This is a genomic window from Mycolicibacterium holsaticum DSM 44478 = JCM 12374, assembly GCF_019645835.1.
In the GTDB taxonomy this organism is placed as follows: domain Bacteria; phylum Actinomycetota; class Actinomycetes; order Mycobacteriales; family Mycobacteriaceae; genus Mycobacterium; species Mycobacterium holsaticum.
Map to the genome: position 1 here is coordinate 4,094,062 of NZ_CP080998.1, position 14,267 is coordinate 4,108,328.

20 protein-coding genes are annotated in these 14,267 nt (G+C 67.7%); 6 read left to right on the top strand and 14 right to left on the bottom strand.

Annotated elements, in window-relative coordinates; all coding sequences use genetic code 11:
- Window position 1 precedes the first annotated feature (1 nt).
- The 4 genes from K3U96_RS19695 to K3U96_RS19710 are packed head-to-tail and all read left to right on the top strand — an operon-like array spanning window position 2 to window position 2,427.
- Entirely contained in the window at window positions 2–466 is a 465-nt protein-coding gene (locus K3U96_RS19695; RefSeq protein ID WP_069403760.1) for a hypothetical protein, read from the top strand.
- Window positions 466–1,695, top strand: a complete 1,230-nt coding sequence (locus K3U96_RS19700; protein ID WP_069403761.1) for an Nramp family divalent metal transporter — start codon at window positions 466–468, stop codon at window positions 1,693–1,695. The genes K3U96_RS19695 and K3U96_RS19700 overlap by 1 nt, the downstream gene beginning before the upstream one ends.
- On the top strand, window positions 1,692–2,096 hold the full coding sequence (locus tag K3U96_RS19705; protein ID WP_220690828.1) for a hypothetical protein: 405 nt from the start codon (window positions 1,692–1,694) through the stop codon (window positions 2,094–2,096). The genes K3U96_RS19700 and K3U96_RS19705 overlap by 4 nt, the downstream gene beginning before the upstream one ends.
- The gene (locus K3U96_RS19710) at window positions 2,083–2,427 is read left to right on the top strand and encodes a PRC-barrel domain-containing protein (protein WP_069403803.1); all 345 of its coding nucleotides are present in this window, start codon (window positions 2,083–2,085) and stop codon (window positions 2,425–2,427) included. Before K3U96_RS19705 ends, K3U96_RS19710 begins: the two co-directional genes overlap by 14 nt.
- 18 nt (window positions 2,428–2,445) lie before the next feature.
- Here K3U96_RS19710 and K3U96_RS19715 read toward each other — a convergent pair whose 3' ends face one another.
- Window positions 2,446–2,871, bottom strand: coding sequence for a hypothetical protein (locus K3U96_RS19715; RefSeq protein ID WP_069403763.1), 426 nt, complete (start codon window positions 2,869–2,871; stop codon window positions 2,446–2,448).
- A gap of 79 nt (window positions 2,872–2,950) precedes the next feature.
- Between K3U96_RS19715 and idi the strand changes: the two genes are divergently transcribed.
- Window positions 2,951–3,511 (top strand): isopentenyl-diphosphate Delta-isomerase, encoded by a 561-nt coding sequence (idi, locus tag K3U96_RS19720; protein WP_230982214.1) that lies wholly within the window; start codon window positions 2,951–2,953, stop codon window positions 3,509–3,511.
- Here the strand turns inward: idi and K3U96_RS19725 are convergent.
- From K3U96_RS19725 to K3U96_RS19765, 9 genes are all read right to left on the bottom strand, one after another.
- The gene (locus K3U96_RS19725) at window positions 3,483–4,517 is read right to left on the bottom strand and encodes a Rieske (2Fe-2S) protein (protein WP_220690829.1); all 1,035 of its coding nucleotides are present in this window, start codon (window positions 4,515–4,517) and stop codon (window positions 3,483–3,485) included. The genes idi and K3U96_RS19725 overlap by 29 nt on opposite strands.
- Window positions 4,501–6,033 carry an FAD-dependent oxidoreductase gene (locus K3U96_RS19730; protein ID WP_220690830.1) on the bottom strand — a complete coding sequence of 511 codons (1,533 nt, stop codon included), beginning with the start codon at window positions 6,031–6,033 and terminating at the stop codon, window positions 4,501–4,503. The genes K3U96_RS19725 and K3U96_RS19730 overlap by 17 nt, the downstream gene beginning before the upstream one ends.
- Window positions 6,030–6,737: a class I SAM-dependent methyltransferase gene (locus K3U96_RS19735; RefSeq protein ID WP_069403766.1), complete on the bottom strand. Its 708-nt coding sequence runs from the start codon at window positions 6,735–6,737 to the stop codon at window positions 6,030–6,032. The genes K3U96_RS19730 and K3U96_RS19735 overlap by 4 nt, the downstream gene beginning before the upstream one ends.
- Complete coding sequence (locus K3U96_RS19740; RefSeq protein WP_069403767.1) at window positions 6,734–7,066, bottom strand: lycopene cyclase domain-containing protein; 333 nt, start codon at window positions 7,064–7,066, stop codon at window positions 6,734–6,736. Before K3U96_RS19740 ends, K3U96_RS19735 begins: the two co-directional genes overlap by 4 nt.
- Window positions 7,063–7,398 carry a lycopene cyclase domain-containing protein gene (locus K3U96_RS19745; protein ID WP_069403768.1) on the bottom strand — a complete coding sequence of 112 codons (336 nt, stop codon included), beginning with the start codon at window positions 7,396–7,398 and terminating at the stop codon, window positions 7,063–7,065. Before K3U96_RS19745 ends, K3U96_RS19740 begins: the two co-directional genes overlap by 4 nt.
- A 2-nt stretch (window positions 7,399–7,400) precedes the next feature.
- A complete protein-coding gene (locus tag K3U96_RS19750; protein ID WP_220690831.1) occupies window positions 7,401–8,354 on the bottom strand; it encodes a phytoene/squalene synthase family protein in 954 nt (317 codons plus the stop codon).
- Window positions 8,351–9,868, bottom strand: a complete 1,518-nt coding sequence (gene crtI, locus K3U96_RS19755) for a phytoene desaturase family protein (RefSeq protein WP_220690832.1) — start codon at window positions 9,866–9,868, stop codon at window positions 8,351–8,353. The genes K3U96_RS19750 and crtI overlap by 4 nt, the downstream gene beginning before the upstream one ends.
- A 22-nt stretch (window positions 9,869–9,890) precedes the next feature.
- Window positions 9,891–10,994, bottom strand: coding sequence for a polyprenyl synthetase family protein (locus tag K3U96_RS19760; RefSeq protein ID WP_220690833.1), 1,104 nt, complete (start codon window positions 10,992–10,994; stop codon window positions 9,891–9,893).
- A gap of 164 nt (window positions 10,995–11,158) precedes the next feature.
- Entirely contained in the window at window positions 11,159–11,635 is a 477-nt protein-coding gene (locus tag K3U96_RS19765; RefSeq protein WP_069403771.1) for a TspO/MBR family protein, read from the bottom strand.
- A 191-nt stretch (window positions 11,636–11,826) separates the two neighbouring features.
- On the opposite strand from K3U96_RS19765, the gene mbp1 reads away from it, so the two are divergent.
- Complete coding sequence (gene mbp1 / locus K3U96_RS19770) at window positions 11,827–12,066, top strand: microaggregate-binding protein 1 (protein WP_069403772.1); 240 nt, start codon at window positions 11,827–11,829, stop codon at window positions 12,064–12,066.
- A gap of 54 nt (window positions 12,067–12,120) precedes the next feature.
- Here mbp1 and usfY read toward each other — a convergent pair whose 3' ends face one another.
- The 4 genes from usfY to K3U96_RS19790 form a co-directional block, all read right to left on the bottom strand.
- Complete coding sequence (usfY, locus tag K3U96_RS19775; protein WP_069403773.1) at window positions 12,121–12,429, bottom strand: protein UsfY; 309 nt, start codon at window positions 12,427–12,429, stop codon at window positions 12,121–12,123.
- A 57-nt stretch (window positions 12,430–12,486) separates the two neighbouring features.
- Entirely contained in the window at window positions 12,487–13,119 is a 633-nt protein-coding gene (locus tag K3U96_RS19780; RefSeq protein ID WP_220693711.1) for a flavodoxin family protein, read from the bottom strand.
- Window positions 13,116–13,487, bottom strand: coding sequence for a hypothetical protein (locus K3U96_RS19785; protein ID WP_220690834.1), 372 nt, complete (start codon window positions 13,485–13,487; stop codon window positions 13,116–13,118). Before K3U96_RS19785 ends, K3U96_RS19780 begins: the two co-directional genes overlap by 4 nt.
- Window positions 13,488–13,567: 80 nt before the next feature.
- Window positions 13,568–14,248, bottom strand: a complete 681-nt coding sequence (locus K3U96_RS19790) for a PAS and ANTAR domain-containing protein (RefSeq protein ID WP_220690835.1) — start codon at window positions 14,246–14,248, stop codon at window positions 13,568–13,570.
- Between the last annotated feature and the right edge of the window lie 19 nt (window positions 14,249–14,267).

The window sequence follows — 14,267 nt, forward strand, 5'->3', positions numbered from 1 at the left end:
GATGGCACAACCGGGTGAACGCCTCAGGCGTGCCCGTCAGATACTGCTGGTCACGTTGGTGATCGTCGGGCTGGGCCTGCTGCTGGCGAGCTGCCCCGCCAATCGGGACGGCATGCCCGGCCAACTCGCTCGCGCCATGGAAGAAACGACCTCGGCGGCGCGCAGTGGGGTGCTGGCGTTGGACCTGTGGACCCGGGGCCGCTCGACGACACAGCTGGCCAGCGTGCAGATCAGCGACTCCCGCGACGATGTGGCCAAGGCCTACAACGGGATCGCCGATCTGCGGGCGCAGGACCCGGTCGATGTGCGACGTCAGCGAATGCTGACCGAGTCGATGACGGCGATCATCGGCCAGCTCAACACGGCCTCGGCGGTGCTGCGCGACGTCAGCGCACAGCCCCGCGTGGCCACTGTGCGCTCCGAGCTGCTGAAGTCGGCGCATGAGCTCGAGAGCGGATACCGCTGATGGCCAAGATCTTCGGGATCGCGCTGGGCATCCTGACCGCGATCGGCGGGTTCCTCGACATCGGCGACCTGGTCATGAACGCGGTCGTGGGCTCGCGCTTCGGTTTGTCGCTGGCCTGGGTGGTGGTGGTCGGGGTCATCGGGATCTGCCTGTTCGCCGAAATGGCCGGGCGGGTGGCCGCCGTGAGCGGCCGGGCCACCTTCGAGATCATCCGGGAGCGGCTGGGGCCGCGGGCCGCCGCAGCGAACCTTGGCGCCTCGTTCTTCATCAACCTGATGACGTTGACCGCCGAGATCGGCGGTGTCGCGTTGGCGTTGCAGCTCGCCACCGACGTCGGACCGATGATGTGGTTTCCGGTCGCCGCATTCGCGGTCTGGGTGGTGATCTGGCGCGTCAAGTTCAAGATCATGGAGAACGTGGCGGGCCTGACAGGGCTGTGCCTGATCGTGTTCGCCGTCGCGGTGTTCATGCTGGGACCGGACTGGTCCAACCTGGCCCAGCAGGCCACCTCGCCCACGATCCCGGAAGCAGAATCGGCGGCAACCTACTGGTTTTTCGCCATCGCGCTGTTCGGCGCCGCGATGACGCCGTATGAGGTGTTCTTCTTCTCCTCGGGCGCAGTCGAAGAGCATTGGACCCCCAAAGACCTCGGGGTGGCGCGGCTGAACGTCATGGTCGGTTTCCCGTTCGGCGGAGTGCTCTCGATCGCCATCGCCGCGGGCGCGGGAATTGTGCTTCTGCCCAACCAAATCGAGGTGACATCGCTGTCACAGGTCGTCATGCCGGTGGTAGCGGCGGGCGGAAAGCTGGCGCTGGCCTTCGCCATTATCGGCATTGTGGCCGCCACCTTCGGCGCCGCGCTGGAGACGGCGCTGTCCGCCGGGTACACCGTCGCGCAGTATCTGGGCTGGCCGTGGGGAAAGTTCCGCCGACCCGCCGAGGCGGCACGTTTTCACGTCCTGATGTTCGTGTCCATCGTGGCGGCCGTCGCGGTGCTTTTCACCGGGGTGGACCCGATCCTGGTCACCGAATACTCGGTGGTGTTCTCCGCGATCGCGCTTCCGCTGACGTATCTGCCGATTCTGGTTGTCGCCAACGATCCCGCCTACATGGGCGAACGGACCAACGGCAAAGTACTCAACGCGCTGGGCACGGCGTACCTCGTCATCATCCTGGCGGCTTCGCTGACGGCGATACCGCTGATGATCGTCACAGGGGCCGGGCAATGACCGACCGCACCGACCTACCGGTCAAGCGACACCGCGGCAACTCCCTCGACGCGCGCCTGCAGTTGTTGGACCGTCAACTCGTCGACGCCGACGAGGACCCGATCGGCATCGTCGACGATCTGGAGTTGTCCGGCATCGACCTCGACGACGACATCGCAATAGGTTCCGAGGCGCCCCAAGTGACCGCCCTGCTGTCCGGAAAGGTGGTGGCCACCCGCATCTTCGGCGGCACCCCACCGCGTTCACACCTTCAGGAGATCCCTTGGCGCCTTGTTCATTCCGTCGGCATCACTGTGAAGCTGAAACCCACCGACATGCGGTTCGACGTCGGGTGGGTGGAGCGATGGCTTCGGGACCACATCATCAAACACATACCGGGAGGCCGACATGCGGCTGAGTGAACTCCTGGGGCTGCGGGTGATAGATGCGGGTTCGCATCCGGTGGGCACCGTCGTCGACATACGACTGACCGTCGCAGGCGATCCCTCGCAGGACCCGCCGACACCACGGGTGCTCGGCCTGATCATCAGCCCGCACAGCAGGGCATCATTTCTGGGCTACGAACGCATCGATATCGACGGCCCGAAAGCGATTGCCGCACTGTTGCGTTGGGGGCATCGAGGAACGTTCCTTGCCGGCTGGGAAGATGTCGCCAGGTTGAGCACCGACCACGTCACGCTGCGCAAGGGATACACCAGGTACTCGGCGGCGCTGCGGGCTCGATCCGGCTGACCGGTGCGCCACCCACCGTCACGGCCGGCGTTCGTGGCCGCGGCGGCCGTCGGTGCGGCGGCGCTCCTTCATCTCCTCCTCGAAGACGTGGCGCGCACCGCCCTGCAGTTCGTCACGCACATCGCGCTCGTGTCGGCGGAATACCGACCAGTAGTGATCGTCGAACTCCTCGACGACCTGAAAGGTCCACCGGCCGTACAGGACGTTTCGGCCCACGATTTCGGTCTCCAGTCGCTCGGCAACGCCGTCGTGGCCTGCTCCTCGCAACTTGTCGCACGCCTCGCCGAGCAACAAGTCGGCATGACCCATCAGCTGGTGAAACGAATACAGCTCCCCGCGGGCGCGTTCGACGCATTCCAATGCCTCCGACACCTTGCCGACGGCCTCCACCGTCGCGTCGTCCACACCCTCGGGGCGTCGGCTCTGTGTCTGCGGCTCCGTCATACAACGTTTGATACCCATTACGCACCGGATTGCATCTGAGCAAAGGCATTGTTTTCGCGCCGACGGGTAGAACTAGGTTGTGACGGAGCTGACGGTCGCTGCCAGCGATGACCTGGTGGTATTGCTTGACGAAGCCGGGCGGGAAGTGGGCAGCGCGGCGAAATCGGTGGTCCATCACCGTGCGACGCCGCTGCATCTCGGGTTCTCCTGCTATGTGTTCGACGCCGACGATCGGGTCCTGTTGACGCGGCGTGCGCTGGGCAAGTTGACGTGGCCGGGCGTGTGGTCGAACTCGTTCTGCGGGCACCCGGCGCCCGGCGAGCCGGTCGTCGAGGCGGTGCGACGGCGCGCCCGCCAAGAACTCGGCCTGTCGTTGGACGCGTTGGAATGCGTGTTGCCGGAGTTTCGCTACCGGGCGGTGGCGGCCGACGGCACCGTGGAGAACGAGATATGTCCGGTGTTCTACGCCCGCACCGCACAAGCCGTGCAGGTCGATCCGGACGAGGTCATGGAGTGGCGATGGGTGCCCTGGCACGAGCTGCGGTCTGCCGCTGCACTGTCGTGGTCGATCAGCCCGTGGGCGGCCGAGCAGGTGCCCCTGCTGGATGCCGCTACGCGCGCGGATCGCCGTTGGGGTTGAGGGCCGAGTGCCGCAGCGCGAAAAGCCGTTCCGCGTAAGCCAAGTCGTCGCGCCATAGCCGGGTCGCGGCCCGCCGCATGAAAGGTGTGACCAACGGCGCGCCGCGCACGGCATGCGCGAAACCCGGGCGGTCGGAGTGGGCGATGACGGCTTCGATCACCGCGGTGCGCGGCAGCCCGTCGGGTCCGTTTCCCAGTGGGGTGGCGTGCGTTTCCACGGTACTTCCGCAGCCCTCCCCGTCGACGATCCGCATCACGATGGTCCGTGGCTCGGGACTGGTGAACTCGGCAACCACCGGGACGCCGAGCCGGCCGATCCGGAAGGTCACCGCAACCAGGAAACGGTCCGAGGTTTCGCACACTTCACCGCTCGCCGGTGGGCTCGACAGCACATCGAGCTTGGTGAACGAGTACGGGTGGAACCAGGAGCCGTGCCACGGATCCATCCGGTTCGCGATGACGTCACGTGGTTCGCACGTGCCGACGAGGCGGGTGACGGCGTGCATCCGGGCTCCGTCGGGACGTTCGGGAACCACCGGCGACTCGGTCGGCGTCTGCCTGCCGACGGCGTCGAGGCGCACCCACGCCAGCACACCGTCGTCGTATGCGGGGTACGGGGCCCAACCCAACTGGCACCCGCCTGACAGTCGCAGCCCGTGCCAGGAGCAGACCAGCACACCGTCGTCGACCTTTCCGGTCGACAGGTCGGCGCCCAGATGCGGACAGGCGCCCGGGCCGACATGCAAGGTGCTGTCGGCCCCGCGCCAAGCCACCAGCTCGTTTCCGGCGACGACCGCACCCACCGGACGGGTGCGAATGCTCTCGCTGGCGCCGAACGCATACCAGTTACCGCTGGGCCGGGCCTGTGAGCGCCGCAACGCAGCGCCGATGACGGCAGGGGCCGCGTCGCGGTACGTGGGCCGCTGCGCCGACCACCGCGACGGCGGAAGCAGCTCAAAAGGCCAGGTTTTCGACAGTTTCGATCGCATCTCAGCCAGCACGCTCATCGCTGATGCCCCTTTCCCTCGAGGCAAGGCGGCGCAGGACCGCCGAGCGTCCGTGCACCGGCACGGTGTGCAGGGTGTGCCCCGTGATGCCGAACCGCTCCAGCAGGCGGTTGGCCGCCGCCCATCCCGTCGTTGCGGCGCGTTCCATCAGGGCCACCGGCAGGTCGATGCGGATGCCGTCACCGGCCAGCACCAGCCCGTCAAGAGGCGTGGTGACACCGGGGCGGGTGGCGAAGTCGCCGGGGGCAAAGCGCGGACAGTCGTTGTGACACAGGACCCGTTCGCCGACCACCCGCATCTGGCTGGTCTCCGGATACAGCTCGTGTAGCCGTTTGACGAGTCGCTCCCCGAGGTCGGGTTCCTCGGCGGCGTATGCGTGCAGTTCGACCACCGAACCGCCGGTACAGGCGCACCAGTCGGCGGCCTGTTGTTCGTACCGTTCGAGCACGCTCACATTGTCCAGCGGTGGCAGTCCGCCGGTGCCCAGAAACGCCGGCCGATCGGATCGGACCGGCCCATCCAGCCACAGCCGATGGACCACGAACGGCGGCGCGGTGTGTAGCGCGGTCAGCTGCTTGCGCCACAGCTGGTTTCCCAGCTCGGGTGAGCTGTCGACGATGCGTTGCAGCCCGGCCACGTCGGTCGCGAGGACCACGCCGTCGGCATCCAGGGTGGCGCCGGAATCACAGCGGACCGCGAACCGCGTGCCGGCGCACACCTGGGTCACCGCCGCACCGGTGTGGAAGCGAACGCCGTGTGACTGCAGGTACCTGCGCAGCGGATACCACAGCGCGACATCGAAGTTCGCGGTCGCGACGTCGAAGACGAGGCCTTCGCTGGAGCCGAGGAAGTAGATGTGGAACATGGTGGCCAGTTCGGCCGCCGACAGTTCGGCGGGGTTGGCGAAGAAGCTTCTGGAGAACACCTCGAACGCCAGATGCCGTGCGGCCTCGGGAAAGTTGATCGCACGCAGGAACGTGTCGGCGTCGACGTGGTCGAGGCGGTGGTAGGTCTCGGGTACCGACACGGCCGCCAGCGGCGCGGCAGCACGAGCGTCGAGCCGCATCAGGTCGCGCAACCGGAACGTGGGGCTGCGCATGGCGAACGCCAGCGCGTTGAACGGCGGGGTGCGCGGCAGCCCGCGGAAGGTGTCTCGGCGACCATGTGCGTCGACCAGCGGGTAGTCCTGCACGGGTGTCAGCATCGACAGCTGGGGATCAATGCGGCCCAACAGCTTTCGCAGGTTGTAGTACTGGCGGAAGAAGGCGTGGAAGCCTCGGTTCATCGCGACCGCGGTACCGTCGTCCAGGGTGTCCGACCATCCGCCGACCCGGCCCCCCAAATAGGGCTCTCGTTCGACCAGGTCGACGCTGACGCCGCGTTCAGCCAGGCCGGTGGCCGCGGCCAAGCCCGCGATGCCGCCGCCGACGACCACAACGGTGGGCGTGGTGGCCAGTGCACCTGCGTGGTCCAGGCCTGCCGGGCCGGTGTGCGTGACGCGCCGCGGATCGGTCATGGGCAGGCCCTTGCCAGGAAAGTGTGCACGATGTTGTGTTGCCAACCGGGCATGGTCTGACTGCGTACCTCGGTGAAGCCGTTGACGCGCAGGCGGTTCCGGAATGCCGATGCACCGTCGAATCGGTTGACGCTACGTCGCAGGTATCTGTACAGCGACGCGTCGCCGGTGCGCAGCTTGCCGCTGGGGATGATGATCGTCGTACACACCGTGTTCCAGACGGCCGTGGCGAAGCGGGAGTCGCGCACGGAGTACTCGTGCACGGCCAGGGTGCCGCCCGGCTTCAGCAGCGCCAGGAACGCTTGCAGTTGAGCGTCCGGGTCGGCGAGGTTACGCAGCAGGTATGCGGCGAAGATGCCGTCGAACGGGCCTTCGACACCGGCGTGCGCGAGGTTCTCGATGCGGCTGTGTACGAACCGCACCGACGACGGCCACCGCTTGGCGTCGGCCTCGGCCAGCATGCCCGCCGAACCGTCGACGGCCACGATCTCGGCCTGCGGCGCGACGCGCAGCAACGCCGCGGTGGAAGCGCCGGTGCCACATCCGGCGTCGAGCAGCCGTAAACCTACCCCGTTGTCGGGCAGCAGCATTCGCCGCGCCGACAGTTCAAGGTGGTTGTGGTATCCGGGGTTGGCGTCGACCAGTTTGTCGTAGGTCGCGGCCGCCGCGTCGAATGCCGCTGGTACGTCGCTCGTCTGGCTCACGCCGCATCCTCCTCTCGGCGGTCACTCAACCGCTGGCGTTCCCACAACAGCAGCACCGCGGTGACCAACGCCCAACCGAACAGGAAATCTTCAACCGGAATGTCGAAGGGGAACCGGATACCGCTGGTGTGGTGCTCGTCGTACAGCACGATCGGTGCGCTCAGTTTCGTCAGCCACCCGTCCACCGGGACCTGGAACCCGGTCACGATCGCCATGGACAACCAGTACGCAGGCCGCCGAAACAACCCGGTGCGCAGGACCGCGACCTCCCACACGCACACCGCCACCACCGCCAGCACGGCGGGCAGCGTATAGCCGAGGCCCGTCATCGCTGACGCACCGACTTGCGTTTCGACCGTCGCAAGATGGTGTCGACGGCGTTGTAGGTGAGTAACCCGCACAGCGGAATCACGATGAAGAACAGTAGTTCCTCCAGCGGAAGGATGCCTGCCAGATCGACACCGGTGAGGTAGGCCGGGTTGTAGGTCCAGACCTGCGCGAGGATGGCCACGACGTCCCAGACGATGAACACCGCCGCCACCGGCAGGATCGCCGCGGCAGCCCGCCACGCCCGCCGGTAGACCCCGGCGCCGAACAGCTCCAGCGGTGCGGTGATCGCCAGGCAGGCGGCCAATACCAGCAGGTAGTTCCACCGGTCCACGGCTAGGACCTGTTCTCAGCTAGCCGGGCGCGCCACGCCTTGAGCAGGCCCGCCGCCGCGACCCGGACGCGGCGGGCGTTGCCGACCGTGGCGCGTTGGCTGAAGATCGCGTAGTCGAGAGCTTCGATGCGGTCCAGGATCTGTGAGTACAGCGTCAGCGCCGCCGAGATGCACGGCCTCGACCGCGGCGCCAGCATCGCAATGCCCTGCTGCGCGTATTCGTAGGTGCGCCTGGTGGTGGCGTGTTGTTCGACCAGCGCGCGGCGCACCCGCACATCGGTACGGCGGTGATCGTGACACCACGACAGCACGTCGCGGTCGACGTGGTGGGCGGCCAACTCGTCCGCGGGAAGATAAACCCGGCCGCGCTGCAGGTCTTCGTCGACATCGCGCAGAAAGTTGGTGAGCTGAAAGGCTTTCCCGAGGGCGGCGGCATACGGCGCGGCTTCCTCGCGCGGGCCGACCGTGCCGAGCACAGGCAGCAACTGCAGGCCGATCACCTCCGCGGAGCCGTGCATGTAGCGGTCGAGCGCGGCCCGGTTCGCATATTCGGTGACGGTCAGGTCCATCCGCATCGAGTTCAGGAAATCGTCGAACAGCTCCCACGGAATGTCGTACTTGCGGGCGCTGTCCACTACCGCGGACAGCGCGGGATCGTCGTCGTCGGTGGCGGGGCGCTCGGAGACCATGCGTGAGAACAGCTGGGTGGCCAGATGTTGCAGCCGGTCGGCCCGCTCGGCCGCGGTCAGGCTCGGGTCGAAGTCATCGAGGATGTCGTCGGCGCGTCGGGCGAATCCGTACAACGCGTGGACGGCAGGCCGTTGTTCGGGGGCAAGGAGGCGGGTGGCCAGAAAGAAGGTGCGCCCGTGTTCGGCGTTGAGCCGGCGGCAGCATAGATACGCATCGCGCAGCGCCGGATCTCGTACGCCCGCGGCATCAAGCTCGGAACTGATCATGTCTGCACCACCTGTGATTTCCTGTGCCGGGAAGGCATCCCGGTGATCCGGTCGGCAGCCAGCCGACCGGACAACAGCGCTGTCGGTACGCCGACGCCGGGCACCGTCGAGGATCCGGCGAGCACGACGTTGTCGATGCCGCGCACAACGTTGGCCGGACGGAACGGGCCCGTCTGGGCGAAGGTGTGCGCGAGCGCGAACGGGGTGCCCGCAGCCATGCCCTGCCGCTCCCACCCGGCGGGGTCGACCGCGTGCAGGATTTCGGTGTCGACGCCCAGCTGCGGAAGCCGGTTGACGACCGAGTCGAGCATCTCACCGACGTACGCGTCCCCTTGTTTGACCCAGTCGACGTCGCCCACAACGGTGTTCGGTGCTGGAGCCAGGATGTAGAGCAGATCTCGGCCCGCGGGTGCCAGGCTCGGATCGCTGGCGGTCGGGCGTGTCACCAACAGGGACGGGTCACTCATCACGCGCCCGTCGTCGATGATGTCGCGGAAGGTCTGGTCCCACGACCTGCCGAAGACGACGGTGTGGTGCCCGGTGCCTGCCGTGTCGTCGGGTACCGCCCGGCACCCCACATGCGCGACCACCGCGGACGGCGCGGCACGCAACCGCAGCAGCCGCCGCGGGGTGCGCCCGAGCAGGCGGTAGGTGTCGGGTAGTTCGGTGGTCAGCACCACCGCGTCGGCCGGAACCCGCTCACCGGCGTCGGTGTGCACCGCCGTCACCCGGTCGCTGTGGCGCTCCAGACTCGAAACCGCCGAGCCGTAGCGGAATTCGACGCCGGCATCGGCGGCCGCGGCGGCCAGCGCATCGGGCAGCGCCCGCATGCCGCCACGGGGAAAGTAGACACCGGAGATGGTGTCCATGTAGGCGATGACGGCATAGACGGCCAGCGCCCGCCGCGGCGGCACACCGGCGTAGAGGGCCTGGAAGGTGAAAACGCGTCGCAACCGTTCGTCGGAGATGAACCGACGCACCATGCGGTCCCAGCGCCGGAAGCCGCCGATGGCGGCCAGCCGCGCCAACTGCGGGGTCAGCAGCGACAGCGGTGAGTCGAAGTTGGCCGCGATGAACCCGTCGAACTCCACGCGGTACAGCCGGGTGAGCCAGTCACGCAGCCGCAGATAGCCTTCGGCCTCGCCCGCGCCGGCCAACCGCTCCACCTCGGCGGCCATCGCGCCCGGGTCGCTGTGCACGTCGAGGCCGCTGCCGTCGGCGAACGACGCACGGTAGCCGGGCCGCACCGGCATCAGGTCCAGCCGGTCGGCCATGGACTCGCCGACGGCGGCGAAAGCGTCCTCGATGATGTCGGGCATGGTCAGCACGGTCGGGCCGGTGTCCAGCCGGTATCCGTCGACGTCCATGCGGCCGACCCGGCCGCCTGGGTGCACACCGCGCTCGACGACGGTGACCGCCCGGCCCCTGCCCGCCAGTTGCAGCGCCGCCGACAACCCGGCCAGCCCGGCGCCGACCACGACGACGTGATCGCAACTACCCTGGACTGTTCGCATACCCGACACCTGCCCTCGCTTCTCACGCCGCTCGCGTGGTGCAGGTTGCGGCCATGTCGGCCAACGCTTTTCGCACCGACTCACTGATATGCGGTATCTGGATGCCCTGCAGGGCCCGGCACACCCGCTCGTCGATCATCTGCTCGATCGACTCAACCGCTCCCGTCTGCGCGATCAGCCGCCGCCACCGGCGGATATCGGCTTCGCCGAGATCGGCTGCGCACATCAGCGCGGCGAGCTCGCGGCGCAACGAGGGATCGGCGAGGTGGTAGGCCGACACCACGACGCTGGTGGCCTTGTGCTCGGACAGGTCGACCCCGGACGGCTTGCCGGTCACCGCCGGGGCTCCGAAGACCCCCAGCAGGTCATCGCGCATCTGGAACGCTTCGCCGATCGCCTCGCCATACACGGAGAGCGCGGTCAGCACACCGTGGCCGCATCCGGCCAGCGCGGCGCCGATCTCGAGGGGCCGGCGCACCGTGTAGTTGCCCGACTTGCGTCGTGACACGTCGAGCACCTGTTCCCAGCTGGGAAAGCCGCCCGCGTCGTTGACGAGGTCGGCGAACTGGCCGACGGCGAGTTCGGTGCGCATCGCGTCGTATCGCGGCCAGGCGCGGGACAGCGCCGCGGCCGCCACGCCGCTTTCCCGCAGCATCTGCTCGGCCCACACCAGGCACAGGTCGCCCAGCAGCACGGCGGCCGACTCACCGAACCGGTCGGGCGATCCGGTCATCCCGCGCTCGCGATGCCAGCACGCGAACGCGACGTGAGCGGCCGGATGTCCGCGGCGCAAGGTGGATCCGTCCATGACGTCGTCCTGCAGCAGCGCGAACGCGTGCAGCAGTTCCATGCTGGCCGCGGCCCGCAGCGCGGCGGGGTCCTCGTCTCGGCCGCACAGCCAGCCCAGGTACGTGAACGTCGAACGCAGGCATTTTCCGCCGGTGAGAAAGCGCAACAGGATGTCGCCGGTGATTTCGACGCCGGTCTTCCCGAGCTGGTCGGCGCCACGCTCGGCGACGAACCCGGTCACCGCATCCGAGACGGCGTCGCGCACGTCTGCGCGCCACGAGGCCGACGACAGGGGCGCCGAGGCAAGGGCGCACGTCTGTCCGTCACCTACGCTCAAGGTTCGTCCTTTTTCTCGTCCGGCGTTCGTTCACTACCCACTTCGAGGTAAAACGAACCGCCGAGCGCTCACCGCGCCGATCTCTCACCCCGGGGCCTGCGCGGCGGGCCGCCCGCCGATTTGGCCGATCCCCCGAAAGCTGTTTTCGTGCAACGGCTATCGCATCATCGATGCCGATTGAGGAGCCAGATGTGGGTGGACAGCGCGGTAGCGAACGCGCACCACGCCGGGTAGGGCGTCAGGGCCAGCGCGCTCTTGCCGCTGACCGCCGTCGCCCGTCGGGTCAAGTCGGCGCTGCTCGCCGTCAGGGCGGCCGCGGTCACCGCGGCCAGTCCCAGCCGGCGTTGGCTGAAGAAGATCCAGGACCAGCCGGCGTTGAGCAGCAAGTTGACCGACAACGCTGCGGTGTACGCCTTACGCCGGGTGTCGTCGCTGTCGTCGAGTGCCTTCGCCGAGACCAGCGCGATGTCGGTGTACAGCAGCGGCCACACCACCGGGAACACGCTGCTCGGCGGTTGGTACGGCGGCTTGCGCAGCTTGTTGAACCACCGTGACTGCGGGTTGCGGCCCGTGGACGCGCCGCCGACCAGAGCCGTCGCGGTGACGGCGGCTGCGGCCGCCCCAAGTGTCTTGATACGCAAGGTTACTCCGATCGATGGCGGTCACGGCCGACGCGCGGCCTTCACCGGGAGTACCCAGTCGACGCGGCTCCGATACCCCCGCGTTTAGCCCGTCGACCGCCAGGGAACCCCACGGTTTGCGTGGGGAGACTCCGCGGTTCGGCCCAAGAAGTGGGCAAGACCGATCCACTGCAATAGCGGAAAGGCGACCAATGACAGAGAAGAACAGCGGCCCGCAAGAGGGCATCAAAGGCGCCGTCGAGGACGTCAAGGGCAAGGCCAAGGAAACGGTCGGCACCGTGACCGGCCGTGACGACATGGTTCGTGAGGGCAAGGCTCAGCAGGACAAGGCCGACGCTCAGCAAAACGCGGCCAAGAAGGAAGCCGAGGCCGAGGCGGCCCGTGGCGGCGCCCGCGCCGCCGAAGAGCGCCAGGAGTCCGAGCAGCGCTGACATCACGAGAAGAGGCCCAGCCGGAGATCCGGCTGGGCCTCTTTTCTGTGTTGGCTAACTGCTGGGTCGTTGACGTTGTGCGTCGGGATGCTCGGCGTACCAACGGTCTTCGATCTTGCGTACGCGCAGGTGCTCGACCGCGAACCAGCCAAGCGACACGATGAACAGGCCTGCGGAAATGCAGCCCAGCGTGACGCCCACGCTGTGGTGGGTGGTGGCGTGCGCGGCTAGGGCTGCGACGAAGGCGACAAGCGCAAGGCCGAGCACGATGAGCGCCGGCAGGTTCTTGTTGTCCTTCATGGTCTCGCCGGCATGCGGACGCGTCGTCCGGGAATGGTCGACGGGGTCGTTCGGGCTCTTCATGGCTACTCCTCTCCCGGCTAGAACTACCCGACTGGGCTGGGAAAGAAACCGCCGATGTCACTGGTAAGGCGGATATTGATCATCGCGCAGCACCCTGGCGAGGTGGGCGGCGTTGCGCGCCACGGCCGCGGTGGTCTTGGCCACCGGTTCGGGCACCTCGTCCAGGTCGTTGTAGTCCGTGGACTGCATGGCTTCCCCGGTCCAGTAGGTGCCGCCCTGGGCCGGGATGGAAAAGCCGATGTCGTTGAGCCCCTGGAACATGTCCGCGATGATCTTGTGCGCGCCGTCTTCGTTGCCGACGACCGCGACCACCGCCACCTTGCCGACCATGACCGGCCGTCCGGCGTCGTCGGTGGTGGACAGCTCGGCGTCGAGGCGCTCCAGCACGCGCTGGGCGATGCTGGACGGATGGCCGACCCACACCGGGGTGGACAGCACCACGATGTCGGCGTCGATCAGCTTCTGCCGGAGCTGTGGCCATTCGTCGCCGTCGCCCATGTCGGCTTCCACGCCGGGCGATATCGCGTAGTCCGCGCACCGCAGGATTTCGGTTTGTACGCCGGCGCTGCGGAGGTGCTCGCAAACGTGCTCGGCCATCAACTCGCTGCTCGACGGTGCGGGGCGGGGTTTGAGGCTGCACACCAGCGCCACCGCGGTAAGCGGCCGCGGGGCGCTCGCCGGCGCGCTCACAGTCCGAACACCGTGGGCCCGGCCACCGCCGGCAAGCTCATCGTGACCACCAACAACATCAGCGTCAACAGGAACCAGCCGGCGCCTTGCCAGGCCCAGAAGGGCTCGTGCGTACGCCATGCCCGATACGTGCGGAAGAACGCGCGCAACGCGCCGATCAGCAAGATGGCGGGCGCACCCAACGCCAGCACCGCGCGCTGCGGTGCGCCGCAGGCCACGGTGTCGGCCGTCGCTCCCGAGCACGTGCTCACCCAGACGGCGGCGGTGATCAGGAACGCCACCGCGACGACCCCCACCACCACCGCGAAACGGACCGCGTCGCGCGCACTCGAATCGATGCGCCGCAATTCGCCAGGACTCTGATGCACTGCTCGCTTCTCCCCGGTTTCCCTGTCCGCCGTGCCCCCGATGACGCGGAGGATATTCCCGCGCGCGAGCCGGATAAACCTCAGGATTCGACGCGATTATGCGCGGTCAGCAGCAGCCTGTCGTAGTTGGACCGGGGCGGTAGGACTTCGTCATAGTGCAACTCCAGGAAGTCCCGTACGATTTGCTGGGCCAGCGTTCTGAGCTTGGTGTTGGTCTCCTGCGAACGCCACTTGAGCAGTTCGAACGCCGATTCGGCGCTGATCCGGTAGACCAGCATCAACATGCCCTTGGCCTGCTCGATCACCCCGCGCGCCTCGGCGATCTCCGCGACCGCCGCAGTGACCATCCTGTTCTGCCGCTCGGTCATCGCCGGCGTGACGTCCACGTAGAACCCGTGGGTGCCGACCACGGCGCCGGCATCGTCGAAGATCTGGTCTCCGACCACAACGACGTGATGGGTCTGGCCGCGGGTGTCGATGATCCGATGGCGGGTGGAGAAGGCGCCCGCGGTCCGCTTGATCTCCTCGAGCGTCGCGGCGACCTGACCGTAATCGTCTGGATGCTTGTGCGACAACACGAGATCGGTGGTCGGCTCGACGGTGTCGGGGTCGTATCCGTGCATCCGTTGCACCTGCGGTGACCATTCCCAGCGCTCGTCGGCGAAATAGAAGCGGAACCAACCGACCCGTTGGGGGTCCCCGCCCGCGAGGGCGTGCTCGACGGAGGTTTGCCCGTCTAACTCGACCGACTCATCAGCCATGCCTGGAAGATTAACCCTG